Here is a 22,312-nt window from a genome sequence, read left to right on the forward strand (position 1 = left end):
GGGGTTCTTTTTTAAAGAACGTAATTTTATATCAATCAACTCAATAAAATAACGCATTTTTACAACAAACAATTTTGTTTAGGACAGGATTGATTTAAAACATAAAATTTAATTTGCCTTCATAAATAATGTATTCCTCAAAATTTAACTAATAATAGATTGATATTAATTGAAGATGAAAAATAACCAGTATATATGACAGTAAAAAAATATTAAAATTTTAGTCCCCGTTTCCAAAATCGGGGACTAAATTGAGTGTTGTTTAGGATTGTTTAGGGATATGTAGTGTTGGTTACAATTTCTTAAAGCGCTTAAAATCAAATAAATGATTGTTTATGATGCCGTAGTGTTGTTTAACTTTAATCCCTGTGGGTCTACTTTTAACAATAACACATTGATTTTCAGTGTGTTATTTTATTTTTTGACAGTTTTGAAAATATTCTATGAACCCTAAATTTTTTAATTGATAGAATATAATGCATTTTCAAATATAAATTTTTGTTAAGTTTTTTATATCACGTAATACTGGTTTTTCGGTGATCACAAAAGTTTCCATAGATTGTTGATGAGATGCGCGGTGAATTGCAGCTGCCGAAATTAGACCCAAGTAGTAAGCAGTACTTTTTATTTAGTGATAGCATCATATCATCCAAATACATCGCCGTAGGAATAATGCCATTATTTGAGTATTCTACTGGAAGAATTGTGTAAAACCTTTTCGGATTTGTACAATTTTCTTTTTAGTTTTTAATCGATAGAGATTTTGGAGAATTGCTTTATCTGTTGCATCAAATGCATCCTTTAATTCTTCTAATGTAAAAGAATATCTTCCTTTCATCGCACGTTATCGATGTATTCTTCTAAATAATTATATGCTTGAACTCCTTTTATCACTTATATACTGTTTGCTATCTACTACACAATGCGTAGTGTTACGCAAATAAAATATCTATTCAAAAAACGAACTGATTAAATCATTCAATTATACGTATGATAATTTGTTAAAACTTGGCGGAATTTCACTTGAAAATTTTACACTTGAAAGTACTGAATCTAAAAAATAAAATATGGAATTCACATAACCATGCTCAATTTTTGCTTGATAAAGAAAAAGATAGCCCAACTGGTAAAATTCGATTTAGAATAAAATGGGATAAAAACATTGTGGCTTTTGGCGTTGGCTACAGAGCAGAATTTGCAAAATGGAGTATCGAAACGCAGCGATGTAAAACTAATTCCACGCACGGGATAAAGAAAATCTCAGCAAGTGTCATTAATAAAAAGATTAGTGATTATGAAGCAGCATGTGAACGTGTCTTTAATAGTTTTTATTATGAGAAAAAAAATCCAGATCAAAAATCAGTTAGAGATCGTTTTAATTTAGAGATTGGTAAAAAAGTAGAAAAAGAAATAGAGCCAGAAAAAACATTGTTCGAAATTTTTGATTTGTTTGTATTGGAAGAATCCAGAATCAACCTTTGGACTAATACCACTTCTGCTAAAATGAAAACTTTCAGAAAACATCTTAAAACCTTTGATTCGAAATTAAATTTTGAAAATATTGGTGAGAAAAAACTTTTACAATATCAATACTTTTTACAGGATAAATTACAACTTCAAAATTCAACAACTTTAAAAAATTTCTCTTTTTTACAGTGGTTTTTAAAATGGGCAACGAGAAAGGGATTTAATTCTAATATGACTTTTCAAAATTTTAGACCTAAATTAAAGACAGTGCAAAAGAAAATTATTTTTCTAACTCAAGCAGAATTGAAGCATGTAAAAGAATTCAAGATTCCAGCAACTAAAAAATATTTGGACAGAGTGACGGACGTTTTTTTATTTCAATGCTTTACAGGATTGCGTTATTCTGATGTTGAAAATCTAAAGCGTAGTGATATTAGTGAAAATTTTATCGAAATAATTAGTGTAAAAACCTCTGACAGTTTAGTAATTGAATTAAATGATCATAGTAAAGCAATTCTGAATAAATACAAAGATTCGCAATTTGAAAATCATAAAGCATTACCCGTAATTAGTAATCAAAGAATGAATGAATATCTGCGTGAATTAATGGAATTAGCAAAAATTGATGAACCCGTGCGAGAAACGTATTACAAGGGCAATCAAAGATACGATGAAGTGTTTCCAAGATACGCGTTAATGAGTTCACACGCAGGAAGAAGAACTTTTATTTGCAATGCTTTATCGCTTGGCATTCCACCGCAAGTTGTTATGAAGTGGACTGGTCACAGTGATTATTCTGCGATGAAACCTTATATAGATATTGCGGATCAAACTAAAATTAATGCAATGGAAAAGTTTAATTTACTGTAATAATAACACCATCTAAAAATTGAAATAAAGTACCATATTTAATAATCAGGAACGAATGTTTTTAATTTTTGTTATTAAAATTAATTTTTCAAATCATTAATAAAAAGTTTTTTTCCTAACTGAATTGTTATTTATCCCTATTAAAATTAAAAAATTTTTCTCAAAAAAAAGCGCAAAACTATTTTATTAGTTATCGAGAGAATAATGGTTTTTATAATATTAGAAGTTCAAAAATAGTATTTATTTAAAAATTTTATGTTAAAAATCCTGCAAAAACTTTTCTAATTGAACGCCTTGTGGAATTTGAAATTTCTTTCTAATGCGGTACTTTCTGCTTTCTACAGAACGTAAACTAGAACCCATTGAATCAGCTATGTCATTCAAATTTAAATTAAGTTTTATTAGTCTACAGAGAAGTAAATCCTCATGCAATAAACTTTTATTTTTGCTTTCTAATGAAGTTTTAAAATTAGGGAATTGCTCATCAAAAACTAATATAAATGCAATATTTCCTTCTTTTGCCAACACAATTAATTTATCAAAAATATTTTTCGAAATCAATTTTCCTTTTATATTTAATACATCTATAGATCTATGATGGTTTTTGAATAGGTGAATATGTTTCTCGCGAAGGCATAATTTGGACAATCTACTATTCAAAAAACTTTTTTGTACAATAAAGTAAGTTGTAACTACAGTAGAAATGAATGCATAAATTTCAATAAATTTTTGGAAAATTTCGTAACCATCTTTCTTGTACATTAATTCATTTCCGACACTCTTTGTAGAAAGAAATATAGTTCCAATATAACTTATAAAAGTAAAAAGGCTGACGATAATTATGTATTTATTCTCATTTTTATAATTAAAAAAAAGCGGAAGAGAAATAATTACGACAAAATAAAAGTATTCTATAGAGAAGGCTCTATTCGTACTGATATGAAAAAAAGTAATAATTACAGATATTGTGAGAAGTACAAATACAATATAATTATTGATATTCTTAACAGATTTATTTTGTAAAACAATAATAAGTAAGCACCAAGCAGACATTGCTGCTATTATTGAGATATGAGTTGTAAAATCGTCATAAAAATAGATAACCCCGATTGTATAAGTTGAGAATATAAGTTCGAGTGTAATCACGAAATTTTTCAACAACTTTCTATGAAATGTTTTTACAACACTTGTAACCTTATTTTTTTGATAATTAAGGTTATTATTTTTCATTAGATTGATTATATGATTTAGAAAAAGTCATAGAGACTTAAGGATTGCGAGAAAAACGATCTTATCTAAACTTTATTTTTTAATTTAATATAAATTCCATTATAAATATATATATATAATAATAAATAAAACGGGAGTTTCTGTTGCAAAGATATCAGTTTATGATTTTTTAAATAAATTTTCGAGGGTTTCATTTACCATTTTTTTAAGATTTTTTAATTAACAATTATTTTTCATTTTTCTTAGACAATTTTTCAATTTTGTAGAATAATATCTACAAAACTGTAATTTTTAAACATACTCCAGGTTAAATTCTGATTTAATTAATTGAATTTTAATAGGTTATAATTGATTTTGGAGAGATTTTTTCACATGTAAAAACTAGTTTCGAGTTGTATTACGTATTAATTATGCTTACATAATTAAGCATATTTGTTTTATTTAAAAACAAATTGTAGTTTTGCGAGAATATTATAAAATTTGTATTCTAAATACTAAAAATACAAATGTTGAAAAATTTGGAACTAATTGTCAAAAAAATTTAATGTTTTGTTATCTTTTTTAACATTTCGAATTTACGATTAAAGTATAGCATTCATTATTAATTTTTTAAAACAAGAAGAGACAAATAATCTAAAAATTGTTAATGTGAAAGTAGAGGAAACAAGGTTATAAATTATTTTTATAATACAAGCCAATTTGCATTACTTATAAAATTGCATATCTCAAAACACAACAAAAATAAATAGTGGATAAAAATTATCTTGATATTTTTATTTCGAAACATTTCAAAATTTGTAAAACATTTTTGACGTTTTTTGCTATTCTTTTTTTTGTAAACATTTCAGCACAGATTAATTTTTCTGGCAGTGCTACTCTTTATGATAACACCCAGAGTTCAACAGTTGCTAATCCAACATCAATTATAGAAAAAGCACAAATAATTATTTTGGAAGGTGGTGAAATGCATAATAATGACATTCTAACCAATATTGCAGATGTAAATATTATAGAAATAAATTCTAGCCCCATTTATAGAGAGGGTAAAACCCTTGCTAAAAAATTGCAATCTGTAGAAGAAAATCAATCTCTCGAAGAAATTGTATCAACGAAAGATGTAAAAATGGAATCAACAGAAGTAAAAGTAATATTTCAAGAACACCCTAGTAAAGATAGTTTTCAATCTTCTACCAAACTTATTCCTGTTTCCATTTTCACTTCTAAATTTGTATTAAAAATTGTTTCTGCAATTAATTATACTGAAAACATTACTATTCAAAGTGACAAATGTTCACTAAAAATTCCAAACTATTCTAGTGTAGCTTTCTCTTATTCTTTAGAAAAAGCTAATCTTTTCAACCGTCCGCCACCCAATTTTTCCTAATAGGTTTTATTATTCCACAATATAATGGATGAACTATTTAGTTTGTCTATATTCTGTTATAAATAACATTCCTTTTAGCATATATTTTTATTTTAATACGATATACAATACTAATTAAATACAACAAAATGATAAAAAATTTACTGAGCTCTAAAAGTTACTTCGTGCTTCTTTGGCTTCTACTTCTTGGAGGAGTAATGCAAGCGAATACCATTAAAGAAAAAATTGTTGGAACACAAGTTTCACAATATAGCCTACCTTCATTCGGTAATGAAAACTCTTCAAATACAACTTCCGATGGCTGTACAACCGTATCAGGAGATGTAAACTGTGTAATATCAGATTTCAATTGTGGTAGTTCTTACAACTATGCCAATAATTTAGTTGGAGGATGGGATGGTTATTACGCTAAGTTTTATGATATAGGTGACTATGTTACATTAAAACTTGAGCATACATTGTCTCCAGGGCAAATTTTAAAAATTAAATGGAAACAGAGAGACTACAATAGTTCATACTATCAATCAGATAGTAAAATGAGTATAAGCCTTTCTGAAACTGGATCAAGCTACAATTTTTTATCGAATTATACTACATCCAACACTAATGCAGTTTTTACTACAGTTACTGTTGATCAACCAACTCGTTACATTAAAATTCAGAATTTTAATTCTATTTCTAATCCTCATTTAGATTTCTTGGTAGATGGTATTACTTACTCTAATACAACTTGTCCTACTACTCCTATTGCTACTTGTGCAGGAAATTTATTAAGTAATCCAAGTTTTGAAGATGGATTTACGGGATATACTCCATGGTCTTCAACAACAGCCAACATTCAAAGTGATTGGGTTAATTCCGGAAACAAAGCAGTTGTACTTTCAAGTGGTGGAGGTTTTGCAAGATATATTACGGATAATTTAACAATCGGAAGTACATATACATTTAAAGCGTATGCAAAGATTCATGGTACCATAGATGCAAAATATATCCTCAAAGCAAAAGATTCTGCTGGAAATGTAATAGGGAATGAATCTATTTCAATTGCGAAGAACTCTGGATACAATTTATATACACTTTCAATAGTTATCCCTGCAGGAACTACCACATTAGCACTTGTAGCACAAAGAGATAATGATCATGGTAATGTATTTTTAGACGATTGGTGTTTAACATACCAGCCGCCAAGTAGTAACCCTGTAGTTTCTTGTCCTGGTAATTTAATGGCTAATTCAAGTTTTGAAAATGACTTCACAGGTTGGGCACAATGGACTCCAGGTTCTTCTGCCATTCAATCTACTTGGGTTAATTCTGGTGCAAAAGCAGCAAAATTAACTGGGACTGGTGGTGTAGCACAAAGCTTTCACAACCTTACACCAGGTCAGGTTTATACCCTAAAAGCTTATGGTAAAATTCATGGTAATGTTAGTTCATCTATTGGATTAAAAGTTTGGAATAGCGATTATACAAGCGTTCTTGACCAACAATATTCTGTAATTGCAAATAATTCTGGGTATAATTTATATACCGTAACGCTTACAATTCCTGCAGGTGGTGCTCATTTAGAAGCATTTGCCTGGAGAAATGATAGCAGTTCGAATACTGGGACAGTCTTTGTTGATGATTTTTGTTTAACAAAGGTAAATGCAACAATTACAATAGTAGCAAATAATGATACCTTTAGTATTCCTATGGGAACTACAAATACAACATCGGTTCTTACTAATGATACTTTAAATGGTAATGTAGCAACTTTAACTAATGTAAATATTACACAAGTATCTACTACAAATCTTGGTGTAACTTTAGATCCAGCGACAGGTTTAACGTCTGTAGCAGCAGGAACTCCTGCCGGAACTTATACTATTAATTACAAAATTTGTGATAAAACATCTACAGCTACTTGTAATAATGCAACGGTTACCGTTACTGTTCCTTCATTATCAATTGATGCAGTTACAGAAACCTTCCCTGCAATCAATGGAACTTCTGGTGGAACTACAGCAACATCAGTTTTATTGAATGATACTTTAGGAACGCAAGCTGCAACATTAACAAACGTTAATTTAACAGCAATAACGGTTCCTACAGGTTTGACATTAAATGCAAGTGGAACTATCACGGTAGCTCCAAACACACCTGCTGGAAATTACAATGTTACTTACAAAATATGTGACAAAGTAAATCCTGCAAATTGTGATACGGTTACTTCTACAGTGCCAGTTACTGCACCTGCTATTGTAGCAGTGGACGATGTTTACACTATTTTACCAGGTGACACAGGAATTCCTAATGTACTTGCTAATGATAAATTGAACGGAAGTTCTGCAACTTTAGGAAATGTAAATATTACACAGTTATCTACTACAAATTCTGGCGTAACATTAAATCCTGCAACAGGTTTAATTTCTGTAGCAACAGGAACACCAGCTGGAATTTATACAGTAAATTATAGAATTTGCGATAAAGTAAACCCAGCTAATTGTACCACAGCAAACGCAGTAGTGACTGTAGAAAATAGTACAGAACCAGATATGACGGTAAAAGTTTCTGCTTCTGCAGCAACTTATAGTGCGTTTAACGATATAGACACCTTTTACAAAGTAAGTAATATTGGAAATGGAAGAGCTACAGGGCGAGTAACTTTAACAGTTATGATCACAGCGGAAGCAGGTGATATTAGTTTTACATTACCGCAAGGTTGGAGATTAGAAACTCAAGTAGGAATGGTTTTAACGTTTGTTACCAACAAAAGTTTCGCACCATCTGCTAATGATACCATTGTAGTTAATTACACTTCTTATGGTGGTTTCAATGCAAATAACGCTGCAGTGTTTAACGCAATAGTGTCACCTGGATCTGGTGGCGAAACAAATACTACTAATAATGCTGCTAATGAAGTAATACAAAGGATAAATAACTAATCAAAAATTGTATTGCGAATGTCAAATGTACATTCGCAAAACAATATTTTTATATGCAAATTTGCACCAAATTAATTTAAAAAAAATGAAAAAAAATAATTTTTATAAAATTCGATACTGCACATTTTTAATGATGTTTATAAGTTTTGTTTCGGCTTCTGCAGTTACTTTACCTACAGGCGGTATTCTGGTAAACCAACCAGATCTAAAAGTTGAAGTTTCTTCGCAAGGAACTACTTATACTGCTTTTAATGAAGTAGAAACGATGTACAAAATAAGCAATACAGGAGATCAAAATTCTACAGGATTGATTACTTTAACAGTGAATATTAGAGCTGAAAAAGGAAGTTTTACATATACTTTACCTGCAGGTTGGTCTTTACAATCTAAAACAGATATGTCTTATATTTTTGTTTCCAATAATATAATTGCTGTAAATACAAGTGATACCATTACCATTAATTATATTTCTAATGGTGGTATGAATAAAAGTAATCAAGCAAGTTTTTCCGCTAAACTAAACAATGGATCTGGTGGAGAGAGCAATTTTGATAATAACATGGGTTCTGTAACATTAGATAGGATAAAAAATTAGCGATGAATGATATATCTCAAATCTCGGTTTGTAAAATATTAGTTGTTGTAATTAAACAATCATATCATTAAAGTTTTTTCAATTGATTTTTTTCGAGAAAATAATTTAAAAGAAACGACAATAAAGATTTTAAAAAAAATAAATTAAAATTATGAAAATCATAAAATATTTAATGCTAATATTTCTCTGCTTTGCACAGAATTTAGTATTTGCACAGCAGGATTTAGAACTTAATAGGAGTTCTTACACGAATAATGCTAAAGGGCCAGTTTTGGAAACAGCAAATTTCAATTTTCTACTAAATACAGACAATCCTACAGGGACTACATTCACTGCACCATCAAGCGCATTGGCTGTGAAGTTTACAATTTCAAATTCACAATTTAAAGGAACAAATTCAATAACAACACCTACAGGTAACAGTAATATTGTTTTTGGTGGTAACGGTGGTGGCCCAGCTAATATTAATTCTTCTTTTCCGCCACTTCTTGCTCCTGGTCCTTTTTCCCCAACTTGGTACACTTCTTCTGGCGCTACTACTGTTGGTACAGGAATTAGCCCAAATTTTACTGCTACAGATACTTTTGGAGCATATTTGTTTATTGGTACACCTGCATTGGCTGCTGCTGGTATTGCAACTAATTCAAGGGTTTATGTATCCGATCTTACAATAACTTTTGATAGGGCGGTTAATTTCCCACGTTTGCATTTTGTAGGATTAGGATCAGACATCGGTCTTGTAAGATCGAACGGAGAATTTGAACTTTCAAATATTAATGGTGCAGCTGCACCTGCAAATGTTTTAACGCTTATATCTTCACGTCCAGAACTTGCAGTCGCAAATAATTATATTGCTGCAACTGATAATGGTACTGGAAACGCCTATGGTGGCGAACTTAATAGTGGAACTGGTACTATAGAAGTAAATGCAAAAAATATAATGACCTTAAAATTCAAGGTTTATTTTAAATCAAATAATGGGAGTTCAGGTGATGTTTATGATTCTGATCCAGGAGTTGGAGATGCCATTATCATAAGTGCTACAGTTCTTCCTTGTGATGTTACGGGTGCTGGTCCAGTTATTAATTAATAAAAATAAAAACTAATGTTGATAAAACTATATTCATTAAATAAAATTTACAAACATAGCTGGAATAGGGTTCTTTTTCTATTCACTATAGTATTGTTGTTTTTTAGTTCTGCGCAACTTTCTGCGCAAAACATCACGCTTTTAGGTAGCACTACAGCTTCTGCAAAGGGAAGTGGTACAGCAGGAAAACCAACATTGACGTGGAATATTCCTGCGGGAAATTCTCGGATAATGATTGTAACTTTCTTTTTCGAAAGAATGATGGCGTCACCAAACGTTGGGAACAACTGGCCTTCTACTAATTCTGGAGCAGATTTTTTCAACGTACAAGTTGGAGGATTTAACATGACGGGAAGAAGTGCCTTAAGATCACAATATAGTGTAAACAATACAGCTACATTCACAAATTCTGATTTTGGTACAGATACTTTTATCTATTCTTTACGTGATGTGGGTGGTTTGCCAACAGGAAATACTACATTTGATTTTTCGGCTATTTTAAATCCCAAATTTTCCAGTGATGAAGTATTGGTTTCCATAGAAGTTTATGGAAATGTGGGATCTACTATTTTAACAGGAACTAATACTTTAGGTTACGCAGGATTTGATCTTGTAACCCCTTACGATAATAGTTCATCAACAATGACGGTTTCTAACAGTGGTTTTACACTGCCGATTGGGAGAACAGCAAGTGAATTGCTTTACTCTTCCTACGGTATGACGACTAAAGATCAAGCTCAAACTGTAAACTCTGGATGGACCGTTGTCAATAATTTTAAAATTACAAATGCAGATAACACGGGAACTACTGGTTGGCCTTTTGATCGACCATTAAATGAAGGAGATGGAATCAACTTTATAAGTGCTTATCAGACAAATGTTGCCAATCCTTCCAATTTTACGGTGACCAGATCTCCAAGTAGTGATACGGAAAGAATTCATGCTATCCGTATGCAATCGTTTGCATTGGCGCCATTGGCAAAACCATCTGTTTCTGGTACTGTTTTTTTAGATACAAATGGACCTGCCAATATTGGCGGAACTGGTACCAATGGTGGCGGTTTATTCATCAACGTTGTTGATGCTGCAGGTAATGTAGTCTATGTAGCAACTGTAGCAGCTAATGGTACTTATACAATCCCTACAGGGAATGTAGTAGAAGATAGCATCTATAAATTTCAACTTTCTAAAACGGCAGGAACTGTAAATTCTACTCCACCTCCAATACAACTAAATCCAGGCTATTTAATTGTAGGAGAAGCTACCAATCCTACAGGAAATGATGGTTTAGCAGATGGAATGATAAGTGATAAAATTGGAACTTCTAATCTTTCAGGTTATAATTTTGGTATTAATACCTGTACACCAACTGCTATTTCCGCACAACCACAAGTTACACAAACGGTTTGTAAAAATGCCGCACCTACAAATTTATCTGTAACTGGTTCTGGAGCAAGTTTGACATACCAATGGTATAGCAACCCTACGGATACTAATGCTGGAGGCACTTCGATTGCTGGAGCAACTTCTTCAACTTATACACCACCAACTACCACACCAGGTACAACATTTTACTATGCAATTGTAACTGGAACTTGCGGACAAGCAACTTCAAATACCTCTCGGGTAATAGTTAGTGATCTTACTGCAGTTTCTGGTCAACCATTAGCTACTCAAACAGTGGTACAAAATACTTCATCTACCACTTTTTCAGTTTTAGCAAGAGGTTTAGGTTTAACTTACCAATGGTATAGCAACGCAACAAATAGTACAACGGGAGGAACTATAATATCTGGAGCAACTTCTTCTTTTTACATTGCACCAACTTCGGTAGTAGGTACAAGATATTATTATGCAGTTATTACAGGAACTTGTGGTAATGCAACCTCTGCAACAGCTGCTGTAATTGTAACCGCTGCTTGTACAGCTGGAACAATGGCACCAGTATTAACTACTAATGCAACAGGAACTGCACCATCAGTAGATCTTAGTTCTTTAGTATCGAGCACAACTCCCACAAATTCAGTATTGGAGTGGCATACCGTAAGTGCACCAGTAGATACTACAACTAAATTAGCAAGTAATACAGTTACTTCTACTACTACACTTACCAATTATTATGGGGTATATCATAGCACTTCAGGTACAAATTGTTATAGCCCAAGCGCAAAAGTTTCGGTTATTGGTAACACTTGCCCAGCTACAACAGTAGATATATCAACTGTTACAAACTCTACGATACCAGCTGGTAATAATTCTGTACGATGGTTTACCAATAGTGCAGGTACAGGTACCGCTTTAACGAATGCCCAATTGCAAGCAGCAGGAGCAGGTACGTATTGGCCATTCTTTTATGATGCAACCAATATGTGTTATTCTAATGCTGGTTCACCAGTAGTGGTAAGTATTAGAAATTGTACTATTGATGCAGTAAATGACATCAACCAAGTTCCAAAGGGCGTAACAGCAATTGGAAGTGTATTGACGAATGACGAAAGTTTAAGTGGACCTATTACTGTACAATCTGCAACTTATTTAAATTCAGCAGGAGTATTAACAGCACTACCTTTAGGAACAGCAACCAATGTATATGATGCCGCAGGAACATTAGCAGGATCAATGACATTAAGAGCAGATGGAACTTATACATTTGTTCCAACAGCAACTTATGTAGGAAAAGTACCTGTTAATTATGTAGCAGTAGATGCAAATGGAAATACAGATCCAGCACAATTAACTATTATTGTGATCAAAACTGTTAGCACTAATTCTAATAACAATCCAATTGCACAAAATGATACAGGATATACAGAAATAAATACAGCAGTATCATCAAATGTATTGGTTAATGATAGTGATCCTGATGGAAATACATTAACTGTAACAGGAGCAACGCAAGGTGGAACCGCTTTAACAATAGGAACTTCAACCACAGTTTCAGGTGTAAACTCTGCGGGAGTTGCCGTTGCGAATGCAGGTACAATAGTACTAAATGCAAATGGAACTTACACTTACACTCCTGCCACAGGATTTGTAGGTACAGTGAATCCAATACCATATAGTATTTCAGATGGAAATGGTGGTACAGCAACAGCAGTATTAAATTTAAAAGTTCTACCAAATGTAGGAAACCAAACTTTTGCTAATGATGATGCTAATACAGGAAAAATAGGAACTACTCTTACTGGAAATGTAAAAACAAATGATACAGACCCAGAAGGAAATCCTACAACTGTAACCGGCGCAACTTATTTGAACTCTGCAGGAGTTGTAACAGCGCTTCCGATAGGAACAGCAACCAATGTATATAATGCAACAGGAACATTAGCAGGATCTATGATGCTAAATGCCAATGGAACTTACACATTTGTACCAACTGCAACCTATACAGGAACAACCCCCATTATTTATACTGTATGTGATACTGTTGGTTTACCACAAGCATGTGATACCGCAACATTATATTTAACGGAATTGCCAAATTCAAATATTGATGCAGTAAACGACATCAACCAAGTACCAAAAGGCATAACTGCTACTGGAAGTGTACTAACAAATGATGAAAGTACAAGTAACCCAATAACTGTACAATCTGCAACTTATTTGAATGCAGCAGGAGTTGTAACAGTGCTTCCATTAGGAACTGCCACAAATGTATATGATGCAGCAGGAACATTAGCAGGATCTATGACGCTCAATGCAGATGGAACTTACACATTTGTTCCAACAGCAACTTATGTAGGAAAAGTACCTGTTAATTATGTAGCAGTAAATACTGTGGGAAGTACAGATCCAGCAACTTTAACAATTGTAGTGATCGAAAATCCAGCAGGTGGAAATGACAATCCAATTGCACAGAATGATACAGGATATACAGAAATAAATACGCCAGTAAGTTCAAATGTTTTGTTAAATGATAGTGATCCAAATGTAGGAACTACTTTAACAGTAACAGGTGCAACGCAAGGAGGAACCACTTTAACGATAGGAACTGCAACCACAGTTTCAGGAGTAAATTCTTCTGGAGTTACCGTTGCGAATGCAGGTACAGTAACACTAAATGCAAATGGAACTTACACCTACACACCAGCAAATGGTTTTGTTGGCACAGTAAATCCAATTCCTTACACAATTTCTGATGGAAACGGTGGAACAGCAACAGCAGTATTAAATTTAAAAGTTCTACCAAATGTAGGAAATGAAACTTTTGCTAATGATGATGCTAATACAGGAATAAAAGGAACTACCCTTACTGGAAATGTGAAAACAAATGATACAGACCCAGAAGGAAATCCAACAACTGTAACAGCAGCAAATGTAGGTGGAACTACTTTAACAATCGGAACTGCGACAGTACTTCCAGGAGTTGGAACTCTTACTTTAAATGCGATCGGAACGTATACTTTCGTACCATTAGCAACTTATGTAGGTACAACAAGCGTTATTTATACAGTTTGTGATAATCAAAATCCACAAGCATGTGATACTGCAACCCTATACCTTACAGAATTACCTCTTGGCGTTTGTTATGAATTACCAAATACAACTGGAACTGCAATAGATACAAAACATGGTATTACTTTATTACAAAGAGCAGGCGCAGACAATGGCAATTGGCCAATGGTTAGAAAATCTGCACACACGGTTTTAGAATCTAATACAAAAGGTTTTGTAATTACAAGAATGAGTACTGTGGATATCCAAGGGCAAACATCACCAGCAATTGCTGCAAAAATCACAAATCCGCAAGAAGGAATGATGGTTTATGATACTACAGTAAATTGCTTAAAATTGTATGCAAATGGAGTTTGGAGTTGTTTCAGTACACCTACTTGTCCTTAATGGTATTTAATATTGAAGAAGATAGGAGAATTTACTTTCAATCATCTTCTTCATTATAATATCTAAAATTTAAAATAAAATAAAATCAAAGATTCATACATCACCCAATAAACATCAAAGAATCATGTATAAAAAAATATTTACAATACTAACTTTAGCAGTTATTACAGGAGTTAATGCTCAAGTAATTATCGGAGATAATGTGGGAACTGCTTCTAATAAAACTTCAGTTCTTTTGGAATTTGCAAATGGACAAAACAAAGGAATTATTTTACCATATGTAAAAACTTTGCCAACAGGGTCTGCATTAGTAGGTGGCACAATAATTTTAGATGCTACAACTTCGCCTGCAAATAGCCCAGTTACAACAGCGAGAGTAAAATATTATAATGGTACAAGTTGGATAGATTTAAGCGGACAAGATGCAAATCTTTCCTCTCCAAACAATTTTATGGCAGATCAGCCCTCTGGTGTTACAGAAACTGGAAAAGCTATAATTGGAGCCGAAACGAGTATTGCAGATGGTGTATTGGTTTTAGAATCTAATACGAAAGCAATGGTTTTGCCACAAGTGGCTAAAGTTGGAGACATTCCAAGACCATCACCTGGTATGATGGTTTTTGTAACTGGCGTAAGTCCCGATTTTAATAAAAGGCTTGCTGTTTTCAATGGAGCCAAATGGAGTTTCTGGAAACCGTAAATTATTAAAAAAATACTTACAATAAATTTTAATAGTACAATTGTAATATAATTTTTCTGTAGAAGATTTGTTGTGTTTGTATTTTTTTGCAAAACAAATTTGTACATTTGGAATTCAATTTTTTTTCATCGAAAAATTGTGTTTCAAGGAAACCCTCTTAATTTATTTAGAGGGTTTCTTATTTAATAAAAAAAATGAAATTAATTTTTTGTGCCTGATGCTATGAAAACACCTCTTTTTGTAGAAAAGAATGTATAATTAGAAACATTTCTTTTTAAATAAGAATGTATTGGTCTATCTACTTCTCCCTTCCCTATCCATTTGATTATTCTACTCGCTAATCCAGGATTTTCTATATACCAATCTAATACTACTATTCTACCATTTGGTTTTAAAATAGAAAAAATAAATGTATTTGAAACGCCTTACAAAATTGACTCAAAGTCTTTGAGAATTTTGGAAAAATACTCGAGTAAACTGCTCAAAATTTCGCAAATATAATGAGTTTTCATCTCCGAGAAAGTGATATTGTGCTTCACAATCCAATTACCACTGTGCCTCTAAATTTCAAGTTGTTTGTTCTTTTTTAGAGCCCTTCAAAATTTTGATATTACTGCTATTTTACAAGTTATATTCATTTTCTGAAAGATTTAAAGCCTAAAATGGATAATTGCACCATAAATAGAAATCAAACATGTTTAATTATAATAGTGTATGAATATTTGTCTAAAATGCTAAAACTGAACTGTGAACTCCTATGAAAAATAATCAAAGAGATTATTTAAAGCAACCCTATACTTTTATGAAATCAAGAAAATAAATAGAAATTTATTGTTCGTAACTATGTGACCAATTTAAAATCAGAAAAAATTATTCGAAATCATTTAACGTATTCAAAACAGGAGATTTAAGTGTAAAAGCGGCATTAAAACTTATTCAATTGTGAATGAATTTGTTTGTAACAGAATAATAGGTAATTTGAAAGCTTGCTTATTTTGTAATGTACCATAAACTAAATTGAACTTAAAAATTATTATAACCTATAATATTAAAATTTTATTTGATCACATAAAAAATCCCTCTTTTAATTAAAAAGGAGGGATTATAATTATATAAAATAACTTTTATTGTTTTAGTACTTTTATTGTTTTGCTTGATGATGCTGTCTTTATTTTGACAAAATAAACTGCTTCCGGCAAATTAGATAAATTTACTTGAACCTTATTACTATTAGTTTTATCTGATTTTACAATTTGACCCAATACATTAGTTACTTTAATTTCATTGATCACATCAGGTGATTTGATATTTAAAATACCAGTTGTTGGATTTGGATAATAACTAAAGCTTACATTGTTATCAAAACTATCAGTCCCCAAAGTTCCTGCAAGTACTGTGTAAGAACCGTTTGCAGTTGATCCTGCGGCATCCGTAACAGTTACAGAATAAGTGCCGGCAACTAAACCATTAATTGTAGCAGTTGTTGCACCATTACTCCAAGCATAAGTAAAACCATTTTTCGTATAAACTACGGTAATATTTGCACCAGCAACTGTTGCGTCAGGCGAAGTTCCACTATCGTTATCAGTTTCTGACAACTGAAGATTAATTGTTCCTCCAGCAGCAGGAAAACCTGATAAATTAATTGAAGGATCAGGAGTAACGGTAAAATTAGGTGCATTTTGAGTAGATAATTGCGTTGCTCCTAAAGTGTACGCACCAGACAAAAGAACTCTTAATTCACTTATGAAAGATGCTCCGGTAGACTTCACGTTTGTAAGATTTAAAGTTGCTGAAACGAAAGTTGCTCCACTTGGAATAGCAGGTACAACAATAGTACTAACTGTTGCAGGCACATTATTTCCTGGAACTACTCCAGAACTAAATGGTGCACCAGTAAATGTATTTACATTATTATAATTAAAAGCAGTAGAACCGCCAATTGGTGTTGCGGTAGCTGAACCATCTGATCCAGTATTCACATTTGTTCCTGTTACAGAAACATTTAACTCGGGAACTATTGTAAAGTTGGCATTAGAAATATCGAAAAATATATTTCCTACTGATTCCACTTTAATTCTAGCCGAAGCTGTATTTACATTTGGAAAAGTTACTGATTGTGAGCCGTCGTTTGGAGTAGCAGCAACTAAAGTTGTAGGGAAAGTTAAACCTCCATCTGTTGAAAGTAAAATATTTACAGTTGGTGTTGCTACATTAGTTCCATTTACGCTCCATGTAATGGTTTGCGAAGTAGAACCTGTATAAATTCCTGATAAATTAGTTGTTTCTAAAAATGGACCAATAGCACCATTAACAGTAATAAAAACTACAGCGTTTGCAACTCCACCACCATTGGCATTATTATCTCTTACCGTTAAATTATGTGTTGTAACAACACTTACAGAAGGTAATTTATCGCCAACGCCATAATTGGAACCATCTAATATTCTCGCTAATAAAGGATATGTTCTGGTTGGTGAAGTGGAAGGTGGATAACTTCTAAAGAATGGTGGTTGAGCAGTATCCGCTAAAGTTGCGACAACAGGAGTCATTGTTCCAACATTTGTTCCTTCCCAGCAGTAAGTCATCGCATCGTTTTCTGCATCTATTGCACTTCCTGTTAAAGCAAAAGGTGTTGATTTTGGAATTGTGTAATCAGATGGCACTGTAACTGCAGGTGCAGAATTATTAGTTGCTGTATTTACTTGACAGTTTATAGATGAAATGAAATTTTGAGCCTCTTCATAACTCGTAGTATGATACTGTAAAATTGGACCAGTTTGCGTAGATTGAAAATAATCATCCGTTCCGCAAGTAAATCCATAACTCATAATTGTTGCACCAGCTCCTGGCTCAACAGAGGTTCCTGGATTTCTAGTAGTACAAACAGGAATTGAACTATTGTAAGAATGATTCATTCCAAATTGATGACCCATTTCATGTAATACCAATTGATCAAAAAATACTTGAGCGTAGAAACTACTATTACCTTCGCCAGAGACTCCTTTTCCTTTTGCAGTAGTATTACAAACAGATCCTAAAATTGCAACACCACCACCAGAACCATTAGTTTTTCCCCAAACATGACCAAGATCATAATTAGCATTTCCTATAACTGTATTCAAGTTATCGTGATTTTGTTGAAGCATCAAACCTTGATTGCTATTATCGTATGGATCTGTAGTAGCGTCAGTATAAATTAAATTTGTGCCACTAACTAAAACTACATCAACTGCAAGTTCGTTTCTAAAGAAACCTTTTATTCTATTTACATAAGCAACGACAGCAGCAAAACCACTTGCTTGCGTTCCTCCATTTTGAGCAACAAATTCTGCATTTGCTGGCATTGCTAATCTAAAAGTTCTTAATTGCGAACCAACTGGTGTAAGTGCGTTATTAACGACGTTTTTTTTTAAAGTATTGTCTAATTCATTTAAACCTACACCACAAGAACTTTGTTTTACACCGTCTGGAACGACAACATCTTTGGTAAAATAATTAAAGTAAAAATTACTTTTTTCTGTAGAATAAGATTCGAAGTACACGTTATCATTTCCTACATTTAGAATAACTGCATTAAATCCTGAAGACGTTAAACTTAATCGGATGATGGATTTTTTATCTTTCACACCATTTCCCGAATAGGTTTTGATGTCTGGATTTTGCGCAGCAATTTCTGGTGACAAAGTTGGTGATTCTACCATATTAAATGTAGAAACAGTTCCATCTGGCATAGGAATTTCTAACGGAATCGTAACTCCGTTATTTTTAAATTCCAATGGTGCATTTTTTAAATAAATGCGCATTGCTTGTTCATCAAGTTTAAAAACTTTGATGTTTTTGATTGTTTTTGTCAATTCTCTAGGATTTTTCAACTCTGCATTTCGAGCTGCATCAAAGAAATTATTCTGACCAAAAAGATTGGCGCTAAATAATGACAAAATAAAAGTAATTAGTAACATTTTTCTCATAGTAAATTTTAAATTAGATTGCGTTAAAATTTTATATACAAAAATAAGAATAATAAAAATACAAATGGAACTTATTTAAGGATTTATTTTGAATTACAACCATTAATAATTTTCTTAAAAATTAATTAGAATATTTATATTCTTTATGTATGTCCGTTTTATATCATAATAGTACCTGTCATACAGAATGACACGAAGTGAAGTATCTATTTGACTGTCAGCAAGCTTCGTCCTTCCTCAAAATAACAAAACGTCGTGATCTGAAAGTTATTACACAAAGCGGACATGCAAATATTTTTTAAAGAATTTAGGAATATGAAATAGCATTTGAATTAGTTTTTTCTAATTTTGATTCTTTTGTTTCTTAAAAATCGCTTTATTATATTAATCGGGCTTTAATTTTAGGGTTTCCAGAAAGACCATTTAGAGCCATTGAAAACTGCCAATCTTTTTCCGCCTGTTTTATTCACATACACCATCATTCCTGCGGAAGGACTTGGGATGTTTTGTACATCTGCTACAGTTGGTAAAAGCATCGCCTTTGTATCAGATTCTAAAACCAAAACACCATCTGCTGTACTGCTCGTTGCTCCTATAATTGCTTTGGAACTTGCCGTTTCTGGTGCTAGTGCTATACTTGGTTGAGCCGTCATAAAATTAATAGGCGTGGTAAGATTTGCATCTTGTCCGCTTAAATCTATCCAGCCAATTGGCGCTACATCTTTGTAATATTTCATTCTCGCGGTGGTTGCGGTGGTGGCATCTAATATAATAGAACCACCAACTAAAGCGGCGCCTGTTGGTAATGCTCTTACATAAGGAACAATGATGCCCTTATTTCCTGTAGCAAATTCTAATAATACAGAGGTCTTGTCTGCTGCTGTTCCTGTGGCATCGCCAATAATCACTTGCGCGTTGGCTACAGAAATTGTTGCTAATGCTATTATTGTTAATATTTTATTATACATGATTCTTCTATTTTTATTAAAGGATGTATGAATTTTAGATTTCATTTTTTTGAATATAAATTATTAAAAAAGTGAGGTATTTAGAGTTTTTAATTAAAAATACCTCGCCTTATTTGTAATTGATAGTTTCTATTGTGGACAAGTTGGTGTGATAAAGCATTTCCAGCCTGTGTTTGCAGCCATTGCTGCATCTGTAGTATAGATCTTTAAACATCCAACCGTGGTATCATACACCATCATTCCATCTTGCGGTGTGGTAATGTTCACAAGGTTGGCTGTGCTCATTCTTGTAATTACAAAACCTTTGGTATTGGATTCTAACACCGTGTGTGCAGATTTCCTGATCATTGGCCAATTGCCGTTGTCTGCACCTGCTCTTTGTAATAATGTTATACCATGCTTGGTATCTACGCCGGCTGTAGCAATATTTGGATCATTGTAGCAAATACATCCATTGATTGCAGCGTTTATAGATGAACCTATTGTTTGTCCTGTTGAATTGCTATATCCTGTTGGTAAGGATGTAAATTGAGGGATACCATTTGTATTTACATTGGTGGTTCCTAAATTTTGCAAAACTGCTTGGTTAAAAGTTCCACTTGTGGGTGGTGTTGCAGGATTTACTCCGTTTCCACCTTGCAATGTTCCACCTGCGGTTACGAGTTGATTTTCAATAATTAATGCACCACCTTCGATAGCATCTGAACAGCCATCATTATCAGAATCTAGATCCAAATAGTCTGGAATGCCGTCTCCGTCTGTGTCTCTTGGTGGAGCGCAACTTCTTAAGTAAACATCCTTCCAAATAACCTCTCTATTAGAAGTATCTTTTAAATCTGTAAATGTGAAATATTTTACATCTTGCAAAGGTGTAGGAAAAGTTATTATAAAAGGAAAAGTAACACTTGCTGATGGTATATTTACATTGTTTTGTTGATATATCAATACATTAGCACTATTGTAATATTTGATAGAAGAGATAAAATTTAACTGTCCATCATTTAATACACTTCCACCATTGGAATATATACGGAAATCTGTTACATTATTAATTGGCGTTGTGTAATTATAAGTGACTGTACCATCTAAAGTTCCTACTCCTAATAAGGTTCCTCCAAAGGTATTTAGATTATTATCATGCGTATTTGAAACTGGTCTTCCTGCCCCAAATGCCATAGTAGCTGAAGATGTATTTGGTGAATTTAGAACACAAGATAAAAGTGGCGCTTCTACTGTATCCAAAATCCCATCATTATCATCATCAAGATCACAAACATTGGTAACACCATCTCCATCAGAATCTAATAAACCTGATGCTACTGGATCACAACGGTCTATAGTGGTCAACGTTGCTCCGTTGCTTGTAATTGAACATTCTCTATTTGGATGTTTTATAACTACGGTATAAACTTTACCATTAAGACCAGTTACATTAGATATATTTAAAGTAGCAGTAGTTACGTCTGCATACACACCTGTGTTGGTCAGATTCACACCATTTTCTTGCCATTGGTAAGTTAATGTAGAAGTTACATTGGTTCCTGGTGGCACCGTATAATTTGGTGTTCCTGCAGCAAATGTAGCAGTACTTGTTCCTGTAGCTGCTACTGTAAATGTAGCTGGACTTCCAGTAAGTACAGATTGACTTGCTGGTTGTGTTCCTATTGCAATTTGTAATGCTGTAGTCACATTTGCCGTAGTTGCTTGTCCTGTGCTTCCTCCTACTGTTCCTGGTGGAATTGGGATTCCGTTTGCATTTACTGTGGTTCCTAAATTACCATTGCTTCCGCCATTACTTCCTCCTGCTAATGTAGCAGTGGTTACAATATTATTTGCAGCTTCAGTTGCATCTGGACAACCGTCATTATCAGAATCTGTATCCAAAAAATCTGGAATGCCATCTCCGTCTGTGTCTCTACATTGATTTATAGATACATTATCTAAATACCAATCATCTAAACCACTTGTATGGGCAAATTCTAGTAATGCTGCAGTACCTGGATCGGGTACTATTATACTTATTGATGCGGTACTTTGTTGGGCTAAACTACTTGGTGTTCCAGTAGCACCATTAGAATAGGTAATAGTTACAGGCACGCTTCCTGGAACTGGGTTATGAACAGATGCATATAAAACTCCATTAAATTTTATCTCTAAAAGTGCATCTGCACCAGGTATATTATTGCCATTAGCTGCAGTCAAGTCAAACTTAATTTCTACCTTACCATTTGAGCTGAAAGTATTTGGTATCAATTGACTTAAAACTTGATT

The 22,312-nt window shown here is 33.0% G+C and carries 12 protein-coding genes; 7 read left to right on the top strand and 5 right to left on the bottom strand.

What is annotated here, in order from left to right; all coding sequences use genetic code 11:
- Window positions 1-691: 691 nt before the first annotated feature.
- Entirely contained in the window at window positions 692-838 is a 147-nt protein-coding gene (locus HNQ03_RS14865; protein ID WP_173780492.1) for a hypothetical protein, read from the bottom strand.
- Window positions 839-1,038: 200 nt separating this feature from the next.
- Between HNQ03_RS14865 and HNQ03_RS14870 the strand changes: the two genes are divergently transcribed.
- Entirely contained in the window at window positions 1,039-2,337 is a 1,299-nt protein-coding gene (locus HNQ03_RS14870) for a site-specific integrase (RefSeq protein WP_226927528.1), read from the top strand.
- 258 nt (window positions 2,338-2,595) lie between these two features.
- Here the strand turns inward: HNQ03_RS14870 and HNQ03_RS14875 are convergent, their stop codons facing one another.
- Window positions 2,596-3,567: a helix-turn-helix transcriptional regulator gene (locus tag HNQ03_RS14875; protein ID WP_173780493.1), complete on the bottom strand. Its 972-nt coding sequence runs from the start codon at window positions 3,565-3,567 to the stop codon at window positions 2,596-2,598.
- 808 nt (window positions 3,568-4,375) lie between these two features.
- Here HNQ03_RS14875 and HNQ03_RS14880 point away from each other — a divergent pair.
- The 6 genes from HNQ03_RS14880 to HNQ03_RS14905 all read left to right on the top strand — a co-directional run bounded on the left by HNQ03_RS14880 (window position 4,376) and on the right by HNQ03_RS14905 (window position 15,102).
- Window positions 4,376-4,951, top strand: a complete 576-nt coding sequence (locus HNQ03_RS14880) for a hypothetical protein (RefSeq protein ID WP_173780494.1) — start codon at window positions 4,376-4,378, stop codon at window positions 4,949-4,951.
- Window positions 4,952-5,079: 128 nt separating this feature from the next.
- Window positions 5,080-7,875: an Ig-like domain-containing protein gene (locus HNQ03_RS14885; RefSeq protein WP_173780495.1), complete on the top strand. Its 2,796-nt coding sequence runs from the start codon at window positions 5,080-5,082 to the stop codon at window positions 7,873-7,875.
- Window positions 7,876-7,960: 85 nt separating this feature from the next.
- Window positions 7,961-8,470 (top strand): hypothetical protein, encoded by a 510-nt coding sequence (locus tag HNQ03_RS14890; RefSeq protein WP_173780496.1) that lies wholly within the window; start codon window positions 7,961-7,963, stop codon window positions 8,468-8,470.
- A gap of 151 nt (window positions 8,471-8,621) precedes the next feature.
- Window positions 8,622-9,560 carry a hypothetical protein gene (locus HNQ03_RS14895; RefSeq protein ID WP_173780497.1) on the top strand — a complete coding sequence of 313 codons (939 nt, stop codon included), beginning with the start codon at window positions 8,622-8,624 and terminating at the stop codon, window positions 9,558-9,560.
- A gap of 15 nt (window positions 9,561-9,575) precedes the next feature.
- Window positions 9,576-14,402, top strand: a complete 4,827-nt coding sequence (locus HNQ03_RS14900) for a beta strand repeat-containing protein (protein ID WP_173780498.1) — start codon at window positions 9,576-9,578, stop codon at window positions 14,400-14,402.
- A gap of 124 nt (window positions 14,403-14,526) precedes the next feature.
- Entirely contained in the window at window positions 14,527-15,102 is a 576-nt protein-coding gene (locus HNQ03_RS14905) for a hypothetical protein (RefSeq protein ID WP_173780499.1), read from the top strand.
- Window positions 15,103-16,226: 1,124 nt separating this feature from the next.
- Here the strand turns inward: HNQ03_RS14905 and HNQ03_RS14910 are convergent.
- The 3 genes from HNQ03_RS14910 to HNQ03_RS14920 all read right to left on the bottom strand — a co-directional run.
- On the bottom strand, window positions 16,227-19,073 hold the full coding sequence (locus tag HNQ03_RS14910; RefSeq protein WP_173780500.1) for a zinc-dependent metalloprotease: 2,847 nt from the start codon (window positions 19,071-19,073) through the stop codon (window positions 16,227-16,229).
- A 401-nt stretch (window positions 19,074-19,474) separates the two neighbouring features.
- Entirely contained in the window at window positions 19,475-20,086 is a 612-nt protein-coding gene (locus HNQ03_RS14915) for a hypothetical protein (protein WP_226927529.1), read from the bottom strand.
- An 84-nt stretch (window positions 20,087-20,170) separates the two neighbouring features.
- The coding region (locus HNQ03_RS14920; RefSeq protein ID WP_173780491.1) for a thrombospondin type 3 repeat-containing protein at window positions 20,171-22,312 on the bottom strand (2,142 nt) is incomplete at its 5' end.

Origin of the sequence: Frigoriflavimonas asaccharolytica, assembly GCF_013294015.1 — a bacterium.
GTDB lineage: Bacteria > Bacteroidota > Bacteroidia > Flavobacteriales > Weeksellaceae > Frigoriflavimonas > Frigoriflavimonas asaccharolytica.

What these genes read in the sequence shown, in the direction of transcription:
- HNQ03_RS14875 (WP_173780493.1), bottom strand. Translation starts at nt 3,567, where the DNA reads ATGAAAAATAATAACCTTAATTATCAAAAAAATAAGGTTACAAGTGTT.
- HNQ03_RS14905 (WP_173780499.1), top strand. Translation starts at nt 14,527, where the DNA reads ATGTATAAAAAAATATTTACAATACTAACTTTAGCAGTTATTACAGGA.
- HNQ03_RS14890 (WP_173780496.1), top strand. Translation starts at nt 7,961, where the DNA reads ATGAAAAAAAATAATTTTTATAAAATTCGATACTGCACATTTTTAATG.
- HNQ03_RS14885 (WP_173780495.1), top strand. Translation starts at nt 5,080, where the DNA reads ATGATAAAAAATTTACTGAGCTCTAAAAGTTACTTCGTGCTTCTTTGG.
- HNQ03_RS14915 (WP_226927529.1), bottom strand. Translation starts at nt 20,086, where the DNA reads ATGAAATCTAAAATTCATACATCCTTTAATAAAAATAGAAGAATCATG.
- HNQ03_RS14895 (WP_173780497.1), top strand. Translation starts at nt 8,622, where the DNA reads ATGAAAATCATAAAATATTTAATGCTAATATTTCTCTGCTTTGCACAG.
- HNQ03_RS14865 (WP_173780492.1), bottom strand. Translation starts at nt 838, where the DNA reads ATGAAAGGAAGATATTCTTTTACATTAGAAGAATTAAAGGATGCATTT.
- HNQ03_RS14910 (WP_173780500.1), bottom strand. Translation starts at nt 19,073, where the DNA reads ATGAGAAAAATGTTACTAATTACTTTTATTTTGTCATTATTTAGCGCC.
- HNQ03_RS14900 (WP_173780498.1), top strand. Translation starts at nt 9,576, where the DNA reads ATGTTGATAAAACTATATTCATTAAATAAAATTTACAAACATAGCTGG.